The organism is Kiloniella laminariae, from assembly GCF_027214005.1.
Classification (GTDB): domain Bacteria; phylum Pseudomonadota; class Alphaproteobacteria; order Kiloniellales; family Kiloniellaceae; genus Kiloniella; species Kiloniella laminariae_A.
The window spans coordinates 444,909-461,374 of record NZ_JAPWGY010000002.1 but is presented as its reverse complement, the minus strand read 5'-3'; the positions used below and the strand labels follow the sequence as shown (position 1 = coordinate 461,374).

The following is a 16,466-nucleotide window of genomic DNA, read 5'->3' as shown; positions in this document are numbered from 1 at the left end:
GCGATCAGCAGTTACAGGCACTGGTTGAGGTGCATCGGTGAAGATGATTTGGCAGATTGTGCAGCCAGAATACCTGAGTTTGAATAGCTGGAACTGTCCTGCTGTTTCTGCTGTTTGACTGCAGTTACAATCGCCTGCATCAGACGCTCGTTACTGGCTTTGGCAGCAAGCAGGGCAATCTCGTTTTCTTTCACCATATGGTTCATCTGCTTGATAACATCCCGCAGCTCTTCTTTGAGCAGGGGATCGAGATGCTGCATGAAAGAAGGGTTGCTTCTAAGCTGTGCAGTGCTCTGTTCATAGCTGTTGACCAGGTCCAGCTTTTCCTTTTGCAACTGGCTCATTTCCTGGATCTGCATGGCGCGGAGGAGTTCGATCTCGCGGCTCATGACAGCTATAAGGCCCTTGACCGTTTCAATCACACTGTGAACGGTTGTTTCGGGGTAATCTTTAATCAGGGTTGCTGCAGACATTTATACCTCCTGCATTCTGATGATTTCGCGATAGACGGCGTCTGATATTCCTACGCCGCCTGCTTTGGAAAGAGATTTGCCATACTCCTGAACCAGGAGAGAGCGGAAAACCTTTTCGCCGGAACCACCACCCATGGGGCCGTCGGTTGGAAGGCTTTCAAACATCGGGGTCAGCATCTGGGTCAAAAACACCGCTTCAAAATCTTCAGCCGCGGCCCTGGCAGCCTGCTCGTTTTTGGGGTTGATACGAGAGATAGCGGCTGCTTTTTCAGACAGGTTGTTCCCAAGTGCACCATCCATATAATTCTGGGCCATGGATTGAGTGGCGAAATTTCCGGTTTCTATGTTCATTACAGTAACTCGATGTCGGCTTGCAGGGCGCCAGCGGCCTTGATACTTTGCAGGATTGCAATCATGTCTCGTGGTCCGACACCCAGAGCATTGAGCCCGTTCACAACTTCTTGCAGAGTGACCCCCGAAGGAAGGACGGCGAGACGACGATCACTGTCTTCGTCCACTTCGATCTGGGTCCGGTCTACGACTTCTGTGTTTCCGGTATTGGAGAAGGCGTTGGGCTGACTGACTTGCGGGGTCTCGGTGATCTTGACAGTCAGATTGCCCTGGGCAATCGCGACTGTACTGATGCGTACTTCGTTTCCGATCACGATGACTCCTGATTTTTCGTCGATAACGACCTTTGCCGGAGAATCAACCCGAACAGGCAAGAGCTCGATATCCGTAAGCATCGCGACTGTGTTGCCCCGATAACGGTCCGGAACATTGACCTGAACTGTTGAGGGATCTGTGCTGCTTGCGCTGTTCCCACCGAGTTGCTGATTGATCGCATCAGCAATGCGTTGTGCCGTTGTGAGGTCGGGGTTCTTTAAGGCGATCTTGACGCTCTGCAGTTCTTTGAGATCAAAGTCGATTTCTCGCTCAACAATGGCGCCGTTGGAGATACGCCCTACAGTCGGAACGCCCCGGGTAATTGTTTCCGCGTTGCCGCCGGCGCTAAAGCCGTTGATGGCTATCGGTCCCTGGCCAACGGCGTAGACTTCGCCGTCGGCACCCATCAAAGGGGTGACGAGCAAGGTGCCCCCCTGAAGGCTCTTGGATGTACCGATCGCAGAGACAGTCAGGTCAATCCGGCTACCTTGACGCGAGAAAGGGGGCAGATTGGCTGTGACCATAACGGCAGCCACGTTGTCAGTGTCCAAATCGTCGTCACGGGCATTGACACCCAGGCGCTGGAGGACCCCAATCAGGCTTTCCCGGGTAAAGACGGCATCCCCGATATCATCGCCCGTGCCGTTTAAGCCGACAACCAGTCCATATCCGACAAGAAGGTTATCTCGGATGCCTTCGAAATTTGTGATATCCTTGATTCTGGATTGAGCAGCAGCCTCTCCACTAATCGCGGCCATACAGGCAAACAGTCCGCAAACGAGGGCTGTTGTTCTGGCGAGGACGCTAAGGTGATGCAGTCGGCTCATTTCGCTACTCACTTGGTTAAAGCATATGAAAACAAGATGATTTTCATAATTATCAAGAATGTTCTGTGTACGTTATGCGATTTTCGTGCCAATATAGGGAACTGCTGAATATGGCTGGTATTTGCCAAAATTCAGGGGATTGTTTTACTTCTGGTTACCAGATGGGTAACAATGGCTCTGTCAACTTGGTAAATCTTGCCGGGGCTCTGGTCACAATTTTCTGACCAGAGGCAAAACAGAGCGGGATTAAACTTTTATGGACTTGATATGAAGATACAAACGGGTTCTTCCGTCACTTCGACATCGGGGGCGCGTTCCAAGAAAAAGACCGGCAGTGCAAGTGGAAGTTTTAGCGAAGCACTGGAAACGGGCTCGGATGACGCTCCCGTAAGCGCGCGTGGAGTTTCTGGAACCAGTAGTCTCGGTGGCTTGCTTTCCATACAAGAAGTACCGGATGCGTTGACTGGACGCCAAAAGGCGAAACGTCACGCAGAGAACATTCTTGACGAACTTGATGAGTTGCGCATCGGCTTGCTTTTGGGGACGATTCCAATTCGTCGCCTGGAACGCATCGAATCGCTTGTTGCCAAGCGCAGAGAGGAGGTCGATGATCCTCGACTCCTTGAAATTCTTAATGAAATAGAAGTCAGAGCAGCTGTTGAATTGGCTAAGCTTGGACGGTAAGATATTGTTTTTAATTAATATAATTCAAAATTGCATAATTTATTCAGGACGAACTTGTCGTTGTAGTCAAATCGCATATACTGCACGCCGAAAATTGCCAATAGACTAGGGGCGTTGCCATGACGATACCTCTTCCGCATGATTATCGTCCGTCAGAAGACGAAGAGTTTATGAACTCGACAATGCTGGAGTACTTCAAGCAGAAACTTTTGGCGTGGAGGGAGGAGCTGCTCGCTGAATCCTCTGCAACACTGCAATCACTTCAAAATGAGACACTTCAGGAACCGGATCTTGCTGACCGGGCCTCTTCCGAAACCGAACGGGCCCTGGAGTTACGTACCCGCGATCGGGAACGCAAGCTGATCGGCAAGATTGACGAGGCCCTGAGACGTATCGACGAAAACGAGTATGGGTATTGTGAAATTTCGGGTGAGCCGATCAATATCAAGCGGCTTGAGGCACGCCCTATCGCAACGATGACCCTTGAGGCCCAGGAACAGCACGAACGAATGGAAAAAGTTCATCGGGACGATTAACATTCCAGGAAATACAATATGAAAAAGGACCGGCGGAAAACCAGCCGGTCCTTTTTTGTTGTGCAGATCTTCGATCCTAGAAGGGGAAGATGATATCGTAGAGTTGCTGACCGTATCTTGGCTGCTGAACGTCGCTCAGCTGTCCCCGCCCGCCATAAGCAATGCGGGCTTCCGCAATCTGGTCATAACTGATTGTGTTGGTTGATGTGATGTCTTCAGGACGGATCATTCCAGAGACCAGAAGTTCCCTGACTTCGTAGTTTACACGGACTTCCTGACGCCCCGAGATGATCAGGTTACCGTTGGGCATGACCTGGGTCACCAGAGCCGCAACACGCAGTTTAATGCTTTCATTCCGGTCAACAGAACCAACGCCTTTTGATGAGCTGCTGCTGTCAGCATCAACCAGAGAAGCGGGATTGAGATTGTCGTTAAAGACACGGCCCAATTCGGTTTCATACCCGAGGAAGCTGGAAAGACCGGCCCCTTCAGCGCTCGCCCGTGTTCGCTCTGTCGTGTTGGATACTTTTGCTTCGTCGGCAATCTGGATCACGACTGTCAAGAGATCCCCAATCTGATCTGCGCGTTGATCTTTCAGAAACGCGCGTGATCCGGGGCGCCATAGCGAGTTGGGCTGGCGTTCAGCAACCTGTGGTGCCGGCATCGGCAGCGAAATTGGTTGAGGAGGAGCCGGGTTTTCGATTTTACTGAGTTTCGGTTCTTCACCGATCTGGGAAATCCGGCTCAGAGCATTACAGGCTGTCAGGGACAGGCCGATAAGGACGGCAACAGCACCTTTGCCTAATGTGGCTTTGAATAAGTGAGACATGAGTGTTCTCCTAGTTACCGACGATCGTGCTACTGATGAGTTGAACTGTTGCCAGCCCTTCACCGGTGACTGTACCGTTAACAATTGTATTGGATTGAGTGTTCAATATTCTGATGACGTCGCCCATGGCCCCGCTGTCAAGCGCACGCCCCTGAGTTCTGAGGGCTAACGGGCCGCTGTTGAGCTGAATTGTCACCAGGCTGTTTTTATTGACGGCCTTTGGTGTGTCCAGGTCGTTGGTCCGGATGACGCTTTCTGGTTTGATAGAGTGCTTGGGAGTCATGCCGATCAAGCTTTCCAGATCGGTTATGGCATTCTTGCTCAACTTGGTCGATTTAAGGGTGATCCAGTTGATATCGTGATCACGGATAATATCTCCCTTGCTCAGTCGACGGTTGAGCACGGGAACGTTCACCACCTTGATGAGATAGCCTGATACAACCTTGGTAATCACAGGGCGGCCTTCTGCAGGGATAACGATCTGAGCAGAAAAACGACTTTGGCCTTCACGATAGTTAATGCTCTCGACACGCAGGGTTGCTTCAATTTCTGCCGGAATTTCCAGGGCGCGGTCCTTCAGGTCGAATTCGATCTGGTGTCCATCGGCGAGCCCCTGTTCTAAAAGTGCAACCTCGACACTGTTTTTGATCTGATCAGCATCAATTTTTTGACCGGCACGACTGACCGATGTGGTGTCAAAGCGAGAGTTCGGCTGCCAGTTGACATCGTGTTTTTGGGCAAGTGCCCATAACCATCTGGCGTCGAGGTCAACATTTTTTCCCAACTCGGGGGAGTGCGCAATAGCGGCGTTCTGTTCCTCTTTCAGACCAGAGAAAATATCGCTCAGATAAACGATGTCACCTTCAACCACGATATCGCGGTTCAGGTTGACAACCCCGTCGAAAGCATCTGGGGCCGTTTCAGCCTGTGCGGCCTGACCCAGGAAAACCAGGCTGGTCGTGAAGAGGAATACCTTGAGTAAACGCATGTCTCATACTCCCTTACTTGGGATTATCTAATGTTCGTAATTGAACGCATCATCTCGTCTGATGCTGAAATAATTTTCGAGTTCATCTCATAGGCTCGTTGGGCAGTAATCAGGCTGGTGATTTCAGAAACCGCATTTACGTTCGAGGTTTCGAGAGCACCCTGTAACATGGAGCCAAAACCCACTGAGTTCGGAGACCCTGTTGTTGCGGCACCGGAGGCTGCCGTCTCCAGGTAGTTGTTGTCGCCGATAGCTTCCAGTCCAGCTTCGTTGGGGAAGATTGACAGGTCAAACTGGCCGGCAAGTGTTGCATTCACCTGGCCGTCGAGCTTGATGTAGACTTCCCCGGAGGCGTTGATACTGATGGATACGGCGTTGGTAGGTACATTGATGCCCGGTTGAACGGTATAGCCATCAGGGGTCACAATGTCGCCTGTGGGAGAAAGCTGAAAAGCCCCGGCGCGGGTATAACCTGTTTCTCCCGAAGGGAGTTCGATATTGAAATAACCTTCTCCGTTGATGGCGACATCAAGAGAGTTGTCGGTTATCTGCATCTCACCCTGGGAAGTGATGCGATAGGTTGCGGTGGGTTTGACGCCGAGACCCAGCTGAATCCCTGTGGGGACAACGGTTCCGGTGTCTGAAGAGTTCGTTCCGACGCGTCGAAGGTTTTGATAAAGCAGGTCACTGAACTCAGCGCGCTGGCGCTTGAACCCGGTGGTGCTGAGGTTGGCGATGTTGTTGGAGATGACCTCGACATTGAGTTGTTGGGCCAGCATTCCGGTTGCGCCGATGTTTAACGATCTCATTTTGCTGTTCCCTCTATGCTCTCATGTTCGCCAGGCTTTGGATAGCCTTGAGCTGACGTTCGTGTTCACCGTTAATGAATTTGGCCATGGACTCATAACTGCGCGTTGTATCAATCATGCGCGACATCTCGATGATCCCCTGGATGTTCGATCCTTCGACCGCCCCCTGGACAATCTCTCCAGGTGCATCTTCAATTGCTTCCTGGTTATCCGCTGTACTGAAGAGGCCACCGGCTTCCTTGACCAGGAGCTGTTCGTCTTCAAAGCTGACAAGTTTCAGCTTTCCGATCGGTCCGCTGCTGGCACTGATGCTGCCATCCCGGGTAATGGTTATATCCGTTGCCCCAGGAGGAAAGGTGATCGGAGCATCGCCTTGACCCAGAACGTTATAACCACCCGTTGTGACCAAGGTACCCTCGGGGCTTAGATGGAAAGATCCGTTCCGTGTGTAACGCTGGTCTCCGTTGACTTCTGCTGTGAAGTATCCATCACCGGTTATCGCGACATCCAGGGGGTTATCAGTGGTCTGTAACTGTCCTTCGGCAAGGTTGCGTACCAGTCGGAGATCCTGGGCAAAACTGAGACGTTCTCCGGTTTTGGTCTTATCAAGATATTCGACGAACATCATCCCTTCGCCTTTGTAAGCGTTGGTATTCATGTTGGCGACATTGTTGGCAATAATGGACATTTCACGGCCCAGTGCCATCTGTCTTGATAGAGCGATATAACCTGAATTTTCCATCCTGGATATTCCTTGCCTTCGTGGTTCGGTAATAGTTATGCAGGATATATGCCAGGCTTGGTTTCTTTTGATTTACAAAGGGATGAGATAATTTTAGTAAGCAGATATCTGATTTAGGACTGCAGTATTTTCTCGGGGTGGAAACTTTTGCCACTGCCTATGGAAAAATATATCTGTTCTCTTGAGCAGATCAATCATCAGACAAGAAAGCCTTTGGGGATTGAGCAGATATTAACACTTTTCGTATAATCTGCTTTAGGTTACAAACCTATGATGAGGAAGAGAGATGCCGCAACTGGGCAGTTTGTCTCTTAAGTGACTGATTTTGCGGGCAGAGTGGTTAACGACTTTTTAACCATCTTGTATCCTTATATGGGATGTCCAACTGGAGGCGTAATAACACTATATGGCTGATGAATCTGTCCGTGAAGGTGAAGACCTTGAAGTAGAAGCCCGTCCGAAAGGTGGAGCCTCTGGGAAAAAAATAGTACTGTTTTTTATCCTGCCACTGTTGCTGATTATCGGTGGGGGGGCTGGTGCCTATTTCACAGGCTTGCTTGATTCCCTTCTTGGCAAAGAAGAAGTGCAGGAAGAGGTTGTCGCCGAGGAAGAAATCCCGGCAAATGGTCCGGCAGTATTCTATGACGTGCCGGAACTCCTTGTGAATCTGAGCTCTTCCGGGAATAAAAATCATTTTCTGAAGATCACGATCAGCCTTGAACTTGCAGTCGCGACAGATGTTCCGGCAGTAGAAGCTGTTATGCCAAGAATTGTCGATAATTTTCAGGTTTATCTGAGAGAGCTGCGGATAGAAGACCTGAGCGGTTCTGCAGGTATCCAGAGATTACGTGAGGAATTGTTGTTGAGGGTCAATGCTGCAGCTGCCCCTGTGAAAATCAAGGATGTATTGTTTCAGGAAATGCTGGTTCAGTAACCCTGTAAGGTAAGAAATGGCAGACGAGACAGAAGAAGAAGTCGACCAGGAAGCCATGATGGCCGAATGGGAGGCCATGGCAGACGAGGATGGAGACGACGACGACGATGTCTTTGACAACGCCGACGAGGGTCCCGGTGGTACGCGTGTTCTCGATCAGAGTGAAATTGACAGTCTGTTGGGTGTCGACAGTAATGTTGATGAGGGCGGTGACCAGTCCGGGATCCAGGCGATTCTCAATTCTGCCCTGGTTTCCTATGAACGCCTGCCGATGCTGGATATCGTCTTTGACCGCCTGGTCAGGATGATGTCGACGTCACTGCGTAATTTCACCTCGGATAACGTGGAAGTCAGCCTCGATAATATTACCTCGGCCCGATTTGGCGATTATCTCAATTCAATTCCGCTGCCGGCAATGCTGACGGTATTCAAGGCAGAAGAGTGGGATAACTACGGTTTGATGACCGTTGATTCGGCGATGATCTATTCGATTGTCGATGTGTTGCTGGGGGGGCGCCGTGGTACGGCAGCGATGCGGATCGAAGGTCGACCCTATACGACAATCGAGCGCAATCTGATCCAGCGACTGGCCCACGTGGTTCTGGCCGATCTATCCAGCGCTTTTGACCCTCTGTCTCCGGTAACTTTCCGGTTTGACCGGCTTGAAACAAACCCCCGGTTTGCCACAATTGCCCGACACGAAAACGCGGCGATTGTCATCACACTCCGTGTGGATATGGAAGATCGCGGCGGCCGGATCGAGTTGTTGATCCCCTATGCAACTCTGGAGCCGGTCAGGGAGCTCCTTCTGCAGATGTTTATGGGGGAAAAATTTGGTCGGGATTCGATCTGGGAAGGCCATTTGACTGCCGAGTTGTGGCAAACAGATGTTGCTATCCAGGCGGTGCTCGAACAGGTCAACCTTTCTCTTGGGGATGTCATGAACTGGGAAGTCGGGAGCACGCTGGATCTGTCAGTGTCACCTGAATCCCTGGTCGAGCTGCGTTGCGGTGATGTGTCCATGTTCAAGGGCAACATGGGACGCAAGAGTGGCAATATCGCGATTAAGATAGCGAACAAGATTGTTCGCGATGATGGCGGATAAAACAGATGCCTGACTTAACAAATCTGGAACTCGGGTTTAATATAATCGTGGCGATCTTGCTGATCGCGACCATCGGATATGCCGTGGTCCTGAACAAGAAGCTTGATGCTTTGCGTGATGCCAAGGCTGAAATGGAAATTCTGATCCGTTCCTTTGCAGAAACAACAGCCAAGGCAGAGAAGAGCCTTGCTGATCTGAAAGTGCACGCATCCCAGACCGGAACGGGGCTTCAAGAGCAGTCCCGCAAAGCCGATGGTATCCTGTCAGATCTCAGTTACCTGGTTGACCGGGCGGAAGTTGTGGCAGACAGGCTCGAAGGCAATCTGGGCGCGGCAAGAAAGCAGTCTCCTGAAAGCCTGCTCCCCAAAGGAGTGAAAAAGAATGATCCAGGCGAAAGTCTGGGACACAAAGCAGCTGATAAGCTGGCTGCCGAACTTGAGGAAACCATAACGTCTCATAAAGTCGGTGCCGAGCCAAAAAAGAAGGACCTTTCTCCAGCTGCTGAGGATCTTCTCAAGGCCCTTAAGGGTATGAGATAGGAGGTAAAGATGCGTTTATTACCTGTACTGATAGCTGTTTCCTCCATGACCTTGCTTGTAAAGGTCGGGGGCGTCTGGGAGGGTTTTAACCAGACCGGAGAGGCTTTCGCACAAAACGCAACCCCTCCGACGCCAGCTGCAGAGGCGCCGGCAACACCAGAAACACCAGCTACGCCCGCAACCTCGGAGAAAACGGCTCCAGCAGGGGAAGCCGCTGAGCAGTCTGCGGAACTTCCCAAGGTACAGGGGCTTGAGGCCGATCCTTTTTCCATGACGGATGAAGAGGTTGTTTTGTTGCAATCGCTTTCTGCGCGCCGGGAACAACTGGATGAACGCGAGCGCGGTGTAGAACAGAGAGAGATCCTGCTGTTGGCTGCCGAGCAGCGGATTGATGAAAAGATTGTGGAACTTGGCAAGCTTCAGAAGACAATCGAAGGTCTGATCGTTCAGCACGATGCTCAAAGTGATGAGCAGATGACCAGCCTTGTGAAAATCTATGAAAGCATGAAACCCAAAGATGCGGCCAGAATTTTCGAAGAGCTGGATATGGTCGTTCTTCTTGAAGTCGTTGAAAGAATGAAGGAGCGCAAAACAGCGCCGATTCTCGCCAGCATGAACCCTAAAAAAGCTAAAGAGGTGACTCTCGAGCTGGCCCAAAGACGCTCACTGCCGCTGGCAAAACAGTAAAAACAATCGCCCTTCGGTATTTATGGTTAAAATTTATTTGACCAGATTTCAGGCTAGTGAAAGCCCCGGGTCCTAGGACTTCCGGGGCTTTTCTGCCTCTGGTGACGGAGGTTCTAAAAGAAAAGCTCTAAGATCTTGAAAAGCTATGGTTTGTTTACTCTGCGTTAATTCTATGCTGTTAGCTTAAAATCACGATTTGCGCTAATATTGTTTGCATATAGAGATTAGTTAAGGAGTTGCCTATGTCGGAAGTCGACATGAATATGCCAATTCTCATCGTGGATGACTATAAAACCATGTTGCGAATTGTGCGGAATTTGCTCAAGCAGCTTGGCTTCAATAATGTGGATGAGGCGACAGACGGCAGCAGTGCTCTGCAAAAATTGCGGGGCAAGCAGTACAGTCTTGTTATCTCTGATTGGAATATGGAGCCAATGAGTGGCCTTCAGTTGCTGAAGGAATGCCGTGCAGATGCACACCTGAAAGATCTGTCTTTCATTATGGTGACCGCGGAAAGCAAGACTGAAAACGTTATCGCTGCCAAACAGGCTGGTGTGAACAACTACATCGTCAAGCCTTTTAACGCTGCGACTCTCAAGAAGAAGTTGATTGCGGTGTTAGGTAACTTCTAAAGGAAGCTGTTATGACCAGATCGGTCAGGGAAGAGTTGCTGGAAAAGCTGAAGGCTGCAGATGTTGGCCTGAGTAGTGCCGACATTGACAGTCTTGTTGACAGTCTGACCTCTGACGTCGAGGGAGACGCAACTGCAACGAACAAAAAGCTTTTAAGCGAAATTGGTTCGGTTGCAAGCTATATTCATGATACCAAAAGGGAACTCGCTTCCCTGCGGCCTGATGAAATCAAGAGCGACTACCTTCCTACAGCCGCCGATGAGCTCGATGCTATTGTGGGGGCCACAGAACAGGCCACCCACAATATCCTCGAGGCAATGGAATTACTGGAAGAACTGACCGAGAAGCTTCCAGATGCCGAGGTATCCGGGAAAATAAACGAGGTTGTTACCCAGGTTTATGAAGCCTGTAGCTTTCAGGATATCATGGGACAGAGGGTGTCCCGCGTCGTCAATGCTCTTCAGCATGTCGAGCTGAAAGTTGACAAATTGCTGCAGGCCTTTGGCGACAGCAGTAATCTTCCTGCAACAGACAAACAGCCCACTCCCAAACGGGCTGATGGTGTTAACCGGCCTGATGAAGATCTTCTCAACGGCCCACAGTTACCGGGGCAAGGCGTCAGTCAGGATGATATTGATGCCCTTCTCGGGTTTGATTGATTGACATGTTCGGCCCCCTGTTCAGGAGGCAACATCAGGGGCACGATAGGAATATCGTTGCGCTCTTGAGCCTTAAGCTTCTGCTTTTGGCTTTTTTTATTATGCTTAATGCCCTTTCCTCCTTTGAAGAAGACAAAGCCAAGGCCGTTCTTGATTCTGTCAACAGCACCTTTAGCGGAGATGCCAGAAAATATGAGCGTCATGCCCGCTTTGACCAGAGCCTGGATAACCTTGATGACAAGGCAGAGTTGGTCAGCGAGGTGGAGCGTCTGTTCGAAACAACAATTCCTGCCGTGGAGAGAGAAAAGGGCAGTACCCAAAATTTCTTAAGGCTCAGACTTCCACGGGAAAGCATGTTTCCTGATGGAGGCATGGATCTGGCTTCCGGAAGGGAACTGTTGCTCAAGCGTTTGGCAACGGCTCTGGGACGGTTTGCCGAGGAGGGGGGCTATTATGAGTTCGAGTTTCTCTATGGGATTCCCGGAATGGCTACCGCTGGTGATCCGCAAAGCCTTGATACTGCCATAAGACGAAGTGGTGTTTTGGCCCAGGCAATAGAAAGTGCAGGAATACCGGCAGATAAAGCTGCTATCGGGCTTCAACCGGATGCCGAGGAAAAGGTTTTTTTTGTCATTCGTGTGTATGACACGGCAGTTAAAGATATCACTTTCGAAAACTATGCCGAGATTGAGTGATGTCAGAGAAAAAAGATCCTCAATTTACCTATAGGGCACCAGGAAAAGACAAGGGCCCTGCTAAAAAAGCATCGGCCAGAAAATCGACCAAAAAATCGACTGGAAAAACCGCTGATGAACTGTATGCCGAGAGTGAAGTCGATGAGGACGTCGCTGTTCGAACAGTTAAGGTAGCAGTACCTGCTGTTGCTCAAGAGTACTATCTTACCCGATTGCTAAGGACGACAGAAAAGCAGCATGATGCTCAGGGGCCAGTGTTTTCTTCAAGCTGGATGGTAACCTTTACAGATCTGGTTGCCTTGATGCTTACTTTTTTTGTCCTGCTCTATTCGATGTCGGTTATGGAGGAAAAGAAGTGGCGTAATCTGGTTGACTCCCTGTCGACCAGCTTGAAAGTCGAACGCTTTGTGGTCGAGCCCAAGCCGGCGAAGAGTCTGACCATGGAACCTGTGGACTTTATTCCCGGAGAAGACCTGGATTATCTCTATTCGCTGCTGGGGCAAAAGCTCAAGGATGATCCCGAACTTTCCAGCGCATTGTTGACGCGACTGGAGGATCGGCTCGTTGTATCTCTGCCGGGTGATCTGTTATTCGAGCCTGGTGATATTACCCCTCTTGCCAAAACCGAAGCGGCCTTGATCCGCCTGGGAAGAGTTATGGGATTCATCGATAACAGAATCGAAATTGCAGGGCATGCCGACCCTTCTGTTCCCGGGAATAGCAGTGCCTATCCGTCCAATTGGGAACTTTCCCTTGCACGATCTGACTATGTAGCTGTTTTATTGGAAAAATCAGGGTATAAAAATACTATTCTGTCGCGTGGATATGGTGATTCACGTTATGGTAAACTTTCAGACAAATTGTCTGCCACCCAAAAAGACAAGCTCGCGCGCCGTGTTGATATTATTATACATCTCTATGCCGGAGAGAATGGTTGAATAAAGCCTTGTGCCAAATTTTTCTGGCAGGGGTATTGCTGTTCTTGTTTCCTCTCGCCTCTATTGCCCAGGATGTGACAGTTCGTGCTGCCGTTCATCCTGGCTATGGGCGGATTGTGTTCGACTGGCTGCGCGATGTTCCTTATCAGGTGCGGATTGAAAACAGGCAGCTTGTCGTCGAATTTGACGAGGCATCAGGCTATCAGTTTGGATCTCTGGGGCAGGGGTTGCGTGGCTACACCGGGAAGCCTGTGCTGGATAGTAGTAAAAAACGCATCAGCTTTCCTCTTCTGGATGATTTTGTTCAGGAGAGCTCAAAAAGTGGCACCAAGGTTATCGTTGATCTACGGATTGGAGATACAGAAACAGCCGAAAATCCGACAAAACCTGCTGCAGTACCTCAGCCTGTACTGCCAAAACAGGTTCCTCCAGCCGTGGGGACCTCCGGTCCGGCGTCGACGGTTGGTTTCCGTTTTGCCGAGCACCCGGATTATAACCGTCTGGTTGTCGACTGGCCGTCTGTTGTAAAGGGAAAACTGGCCCAGCAGGGAGATCGACTGGTTGTCGATTTTGATAAAGCAGCGAACGTTGATTTTTCCCAACTCAACAGGACGAGAATGCCACTGGTTCAATCGGGTAGAGTTCTTGAACAATCACCCGGTTTGAAGCTGGAGTTCAATCTGGCGCCGGGTTCTGAAGCCCGTCTGTTTAATGTGGGACCAAAGTCTGTCATTGATATCAAGCCCCGGGATAGTCAGATAGCAGAAAACCAGAAAACGGCTGAACCTGCAAAAGCTGCAGTACCTGCTCCAGCCGTAAGGCCCACAGAGCCAACCAAGGCATCGACAACAAATGAGCCAACTCCAGCCGGAACCTCGTCACCCCAGGTGACGTTACCAAAGCTTGATGAACTGGCGGGCTCCGGTCCCTTGTCTCTGTTGCCAAAACCTGCAGGCGTAGAGGAGGCAAAGCCTGAGGTGGAAAACAAGCCAGAAACAACAGCAGCAACATCCAAATCTGCGCCGCTTGTTCCCGGAATAGCAGGTCTAACCCCTTCTGAGCAGGCCCCGTCAAAACCAGGCATTCCTTCTGGGAAATCTGCTGACGTTACAAAACCCGATCCTGGCACGACGGCGACAGAGCAACCTGAAAATGCTCGAAAACGCTTGTCTGGTGAGTCGAGAAACAACACTGGGCCGGTTAAGCTGTCCGAGCTCAAATTCGTCGATAGTGGGGAGGCGGGTAATAAGCAAAAAGACCCGTCGGGTTTGGTGGCGCAGGATCTTGTGACGTTAACAGAGCCACTGGATATTCCTTTCCTTGTTCCACCACCAGGACGGTCTGCAGATTTATTGCCGCCGACAATTCTCAATTTCAACTGGCCTGAACCAACAGGCGCGGCCGTATTTCGACGGGGCGAGCATCTCTGGCTTGTCTTTGATCGCCAAGGGCCGGAGAATCTGCACCGGGCGATTGAACAGATGGCGCCGCAATTTGCACCCGTTGATACCCTGCCGATTGAAGGGGCGACAGTGTTGCGTTTGTCGGCTCCGGAAACACAGGTTCCTCGCATGAGTAAAGAGGGCAATCGCTGGACTGTCGATATCCGGCGACGGTCTTCTTTGCCTGTCCAGGCCATTGTCAGTGATCTTGGCCAAGGCGAAGACGGGCCTGAAGTCAGATTTTTGGTTAAATCTGTAACACGCCTGCTTTCTCTGTCTCACCCTGAACTGGGGGATCGGCTGATTGTGGCACCGATCGCGGAACCCAATCTGGGGTCACCGAAAATCGATGAATTTCTGCAATTCCGGGCTTTACCTTCCTATCAGGGCGTGGTGCTGCAACCCACTGCTGAAGGTCTGATTGTGGCCCTTACGCCGCGAGCTGTTGTGGTCCGTTCCAGAGAGGAACTCTTGGTTTCCGGTGAAACCGCGCGATCCTTGCCTAGGGGGGGGGAAGTGGCCCCTGTTCCTCCAATCAAAATGCTGGATTTACAGGCTGATCGGCGCGGGGGCGAAAGCGCCTATCTCGGAAATTTACAAAAGCTCCAGCGGGCAGTAACTGAGGCAACAGGGTTACAACAAGGGTTGGCCCGTCTGGATTTGGCCCGTTTTTTCTTTGCGCATGGCCGTATTACCGAAGCGATCGGAATGCTTGAACTGGTGGCCCAGGAAAACCGGCGTCTGAGTGAAGATCCTTCCTTCAAGCTGTTACTTGGTGCAAGCCAGTTTTTGAGTGATAACTTTGAAGAAGCAGAGAAAACCCTGGCGGACTCTGCTTTGGCGGGTGAATGGGAAACAGCATTGTGGCAAGCAGCTCTTGCTGCTTCCGGGCAGGACTGGGGACCTGCTGCCATAGGTTTTGCCGAGGCTGACTCTCTGATCGATGATTTGCCTCCAAACGTGCGTAACAGACTGTATTTTCTTGCCGCGGATACGGCTTTGCATGTGGGAGATACCGGAAAGGCAAGCCTCTACCTTGGGAAGGTGTTGGCGGGAAATCCGACTGAATTTGAGACAGCACAGGTTGACTTTCTCGAAGGCCAGCGTCTGTTCCAGGATGGCATGGTTGAGGAAGCCCGGGAAATATGGAAAGGGCTGAAATACAATCGACATCGCCCAACCAGTGCGCGCGCGCGACATGCCTTGACCAAACTGGGGATCGAAGAAGGGACACTGGCCCAGGAAGAGGGGATTGAGCAGCTTGAACAACTTCGTTTTGCCTGGCGCGGGGATAAGTTCGAATTTGCAATCCTCAATGAACTGGGAGATCGGTACGCCGAGGCACTGGATTATCGAAAAAGTCTTCACTCTCTTCGGCAGGCAGCCTCCTATTTTCCGCATTCAGACCGGGCGGATCAGGTTGCAAAGCGGATGAAAGAGATTTTTGAGGGTATGTATATCGAGGATGGCGGAAGCCGCATTCCGCCGCTTTCGTCCATAGCCCTTTACGAAGAGTTTAAAGAACTCACCCCCCTTGGCGAGAAGGGGGAGATGATGATCGCCAAGCTGGCTGATCGCCTGGTTGATGTGGATCTCCTTGAACAGGCTGGGGACCTGCTGGCGGATCAGGTTACCTACAGGCTGGAGGGGGAGGAAAAAGCCAGGGTCGGAACTCGGCTCTCGCTCATTCGCCTGCTTGAGGGAGCGGCAGAACAAAGCTTGACGGCTCTTGATGAGACAGAGGTTTCTGACATGCCCGAGGCTCTCAAACAACAGCGGTTGCATTTGAGGGCGCGGGCTATGGCCGAGCTTTCTCAGGAAGATCAGGCCCTGGACTTGCTTGCCGAGGACGATAGTCTTGATGCTTTACGTCTGAAGTCAGATATCTTGTGGAAAATGCGCAGGTGGAATGAAGCAGGGAAGAGCCTTGGAAAGCTTATCCCTTCATCCCCGCCAACAGATCGTCCTTTGAACGAGGAAGAAAGTCAGGCGGTGATCAATCTGGCAATTGCCCAGACGCTGGCCGGAGACAATGAAGGTTTGCAATTGCTTCGTGACAACTATGGTGCAGTCATGGGGGAGAGCCCCCGAGATGCGACCTTCAGGCTTTTAACCGGCAGCCTGGATAGTGGTGCTGTGAAATCAATTGCCGAAGAGTTAAAGCAGATCACGCAAATTCAGGCCTTTATGGATCTCTATCGAGAGCGGCTTGAAAGCACTCCGCTCAGTGCGATCAATTAACAAAACAGACTTCAAAATCCATATCTTTGGGTTCTGGCAA

General features: G+C 50.9%; 18 protein-coding genes. 11 read left to right on the top strand and 7 right to left on the bottom strand.

The genetic code is table 11. The features are described 5' to 3' along the window. Positions 1–11: 11 nt before the first annotated feature. The 3 genes from O4H49_RS06890 to O4H49_RS06880 are packed head-to-tail and all read right to left on the bottom strand — an operon-like array spanning position 12 to position 1,966. Positions 12–473: a hypothetical protein gene (locus O4H49_RS06890; RefSeq protein ID WP_269422695.1), complete on the bottom strand. Its 462-nt coding sequence runs from the start codon at positions 471–473 to the stop codon at positions 12–14. Then, positions 474–824 (bottom strand): rod-binding protein, encoded by a 351-nt coding sequence (locus tag O4H49_RS06885; protein ID WP_269422694.1) that lies wholly within the window; start codon positions 822–824, stop codon positions 474–476. Further along, a complete protein-coding gene (locus O4H49_RS06880; RefSeq protein ID WP_269422693.1) occupies positions 824–1,966 on the bottom strand; it encodes a flagellar basal body P-ring protein FlgI in 1,143 nt (380 codons plus the stop codon). The genes O4H49_RS06885 and O4H49_RS06880 overlap by 1 nt, the downstream gene beginning before the upstream one ends. Positions 1,967–2,233: 267 nt before the next feature. Here O4H49_RS06880 and O4H49_RS06875 point away from each other — a divergent pair, with 267 nt between their 5' ends. Next, positions 2,234–2,650 (top strand): flagellar assembly protein FliX, encoded by a 417-nt coding sequence (locus O4H49_RS06875; RefSeq protein WP_269422692.1) that lies wholly within the window; start codon positions 2,234–2,236, stop codon positions 2,648–2,650. Positions 2,651–2,769: 119 nt separating this feature from the next. Then, positions 2,770–3,186: an RNA polymerase-binding protein DksA gene (gene dksA, locus O4H49_RS06870; protein WP_026261735.1), complete on the top strand. Its 417-nt coding sequence runs from the start codon at positions 2,770–2,772 to the stop codon at positions 3,184–3,186. Positions 3,187–3,262: 76 nt separating this feature from the next. On the opposite strand, the gene flgH is transcribed toward dksA, so the two are convergent. From flgH to flgF, 4 genes are read right to left on the bottom strand one after another with little or no spacing between them, the layout of a single operon-like run. After that, a complete protein-coding gene (flgH, locus tag O4H49_RS06865) occupies positions 3,263–4,015 on the bottom strand; it encodes a flagellar basal body L-ring protein FlgH (RefSeq protein WP_269422691.1) in 753 nt (250 codons plus the stop codon). A 10-nt stretch (positions 4,016–4,025) separates the two neighbouring features. Then, positions 4,026–5,003, bottom strand: coding sequence for a flagellar basal body P-ring formation chaperone FlgA (gene flgA / locus O4H49_RS06860; protein ID WP_269422690.1), 978 nt, complete (start codon positions 5,001–5,003; stop codon positions 4,026–4,028). Between the two features lie 23 nt (positions 5,004–5,026). After that, entirely contained in the window at positions 5,027–5,812 is a 786-nt protein-coding gene (gene flgG, locus O4H49_RS06855) for a flagellar basal-body rod protein FlgG (protein ID WP_020594225.1), read from the bottom strand. Between the two features lie 13 nt (positions 5,813–5,825). Beyond that, complete coding sequence (gene flgF, locus O4H49_RS06850) at positions 5,826–6,554, bottom strand: flagellar basal-body rod protein FlgF (protein WP_269422689.1); 729 nt, start codon at positions 6,552–6,554, stop codon at positions 5,826–5,828. 406 nt (positions 6,555–6,960) lie between these two features. On the opposite strand from flgF, the gene O4H49_RS06845 reads away from it, so the two are divergent. The 9 genes from O4H49_RS06845 to O4H49_RS06805 all read left to right on the top strand — a co-directional run bounded on the left by O4H49_RS06845 (position 6,961) and on the right by O4H49_RS06805 (position 16,426). Next, the gene (locus tag O4H49_RS06845) at positions 6,961–7,488 is read left to right on the top strand and encodes a flagellar basal body-associated FliL family protein (RefSeq protein WP_269422688.1); all 528 of its coding nucleotides are present in this window, start codon (positions 6,961–6,963) and stop codon (positions 7,486–7,488) included. Positions 7,489–7,504: 16 nt separating this feature from the next. Continuing rightward, the gene (gene fliM / locus O4H49_RS06840) at positions 7,505–8,593 is read left to right on the top strand and encodes a flagellar motor switch protein FliM (RefSeq protein ID WP_020594222.1); all 1,089 of its coding nucleotides are present in this window, start codon (positions 7,505–7,507) and stop codon (positions 8,591–8,593) included. A gap of 5 nt (positions 8,594–8,598) precedes the next feature. After that, positions 8,599–9,132: a DUF6468 domain-containing protein gene (locus O4H49_RS06835; RefSeq protein WP_269422687.1), complete on the top strand. Its 534-nt coding sequence runs from the start codon at positions 8,599–8,601 to the stop codon at positions 9,130–9,132. 9 nt (positions 9,133–9,141) lie between these two features. Continuing rightward, complete coding sequence (locus O4H49_RS06830; protein WP_269422686.1) at positions 9,142–9,819, top strand: MotE family protein; 678 nt, start codon at positions 9,142–9,144, stop codon at positions 9,817–9,819. A gap of 242 nt (positions 9,820–10,061) precedes the next feature. Continuing rightward, positions 10,062–10,451, top strand: coding sequence for a response regulator (locus O4H49_RS06825; protein WP_020594219.1), 390 nt, complete (start codon positions 10,062–10,064; stop codon positions 10,449–10,451). Between the two features lie 11 nt (positions 10,452–10,462). Further along, positions 10,463–11,110, top strand: coding sequence for a protein phosphatase CheZ (locus tag O4H49_RS06820; RefSeq protein WP_269422685.1), 648 nt, complete (start codon positions 10,463–10,465; stop codon positions 11,108–11,110). A 65-nt stretch (positions 11,111–11,175) separates the two neighbouring features. After that, positions 11,176–11,805, top strand: coding sequence for a flagellar motor protein MotB (locus tag O4H49_RS06815; protein ID WP_269422684.1), 630 nt, complete (start codon positions 11,176–11,178; stop codon positions 11,803–11,805). Further along, positions 11,805–12,743, top strand: coding sequence for a flagellar motor protein MotB (locus O4H49_RS06810; RefSeq protein ID WP_269422683.1), 939 nt, complete (start codon positions 11,805–11,807; stop codon positions 12,741–12,743). The genes O4H49_RS06815 and O4H49_RS06810 overlap by 1 nt, the downstream gene beginning before the upstream one ends. Continuing rightward, positions 12,740–16,426: a tetratricopeptide repeat protein gene (locus O4H49_RS06805; protein WP_269422682.1), complete on the top strand. Its 3,687-nt coding sequence runs from the start codon at positions 12,740–12,742 to the stop codon at positions 16,424–16,426. The genes O4H49_RS06810 and O4H49_RS06805 overlap by 4 nt, the downstream gene beginning before the upstream one ends. The last annotated feature ends 40 nt before the right edge of the window (positions 16,427–16,466 follow it).

Bases quoted from the DNA above. Each gene is read 5' to 3' on its own strand.
- flgH (WP_269422691.1), bottom strand. From the start codon at position 4,015: ATGTCTCACTTATTCAAAGCCACATTAGGCAAAGGTGCTGTTGCCGTC.
- flgG (WP_020594225.1), bottom strand. From the start codon at position 5,812: ATGAGATCGTTAAACATCGGCGCAACCGGAATGCTGGCCCAACAACTC.
- flgF (WP_269422689.1), bottom strand. From the start codon at position 6,554: ATGGAAAATTCAGGTTATATCGCTCTATCAAGACAGATGGCACTGGGC.
- O4H49_RS06835 (WP_269422687.1), top strand. From the start codon at position 8,599: ATGCCTGACTTAACAAATCTGGAACTCGGGTTTAATATAATCGTGGCG.
- O4H49_RS06825 (WP_020594219.1), top strand. From the start codon at position 10,062: ATGTCGGAAGTCGACATGAATATGCCAATTCTCATCGTGGATGACTAT.
- flgA (WP_269422690.1), bottom strand. From the start codon at position 5,003: ATGCGTTTACTCAAGGTATTCCTCTTCACGACCAGCCTGGTTTTCCTG.
- O4H49_RS06820 (WP_269422685.1), top strand. From the start codon at position 10,463: ATGACCAGATCGGTCAGGGAAGAGTTGCTGGAAAAGCTGAAGGCTGCA.
- O4H49_RS06810 (WP_269422683.1), top strand. From the start codon at position 11,805: ATGTCAGAGAAAAAAGATCCTCAATTTACCTATAGGGCACCAGGAAAA.
- O4H49_RS06830 (WP_269422686.1), top strand. From the start codon at position 9,142: ATGCGTTTATTACCTGTACTGATAGCTGTTTCCTCCATGACCTTGCTT.
- O4H49_RS06845 (WP_269422688.1), top strand. From the start codon at position 6,961: ATGGCTGATGAATCTGTCCGTGAAGGTGAAGACCTTGAAGTAGAAGCC.
- dksA (WP_026261735.1), top strand. From the start codon at position 2,770: ATGACGATACCTCTTCCGCATGATTATCGTCCGTCAGAAGACGAAGAG.
- O4H49_RS06890 (WP_269422695.1), bottom strand. From the start codon at position 473: ATGTCTGCAGCAACCCTGATTAAAGATTACCCCGAAACAACCGTTCAC.
- O4H49_RS06885 (WP_269422694.1), bottom strand. From the start codon at position 824: ATGAACATAGAAACCGGAAATTTCGCCACTCAATCCATGGCCCAGAAT.
- O4H49_RS06880 (WP_269422693.1), bottom strand. From the start codon at position 1,966: ATGAGCCGACTGCATCACCTTAGCGTCCTCGCCAGAACAACAGCCCTC.
- O4H49_RS06875 (WP_269422692.1), top strand. From the start codon at position 2,234: ATGAAGATACAAACGGGTTCTTCCGTCACTTCGACATCGGGGGCGCGT.
- fliM (WP_020594222.1), top strand. From the start codon at position 7,505: ATGGCAGACGAGACAGAAGAAGAAGTCGACCAGGAAGCCATGATGGCC.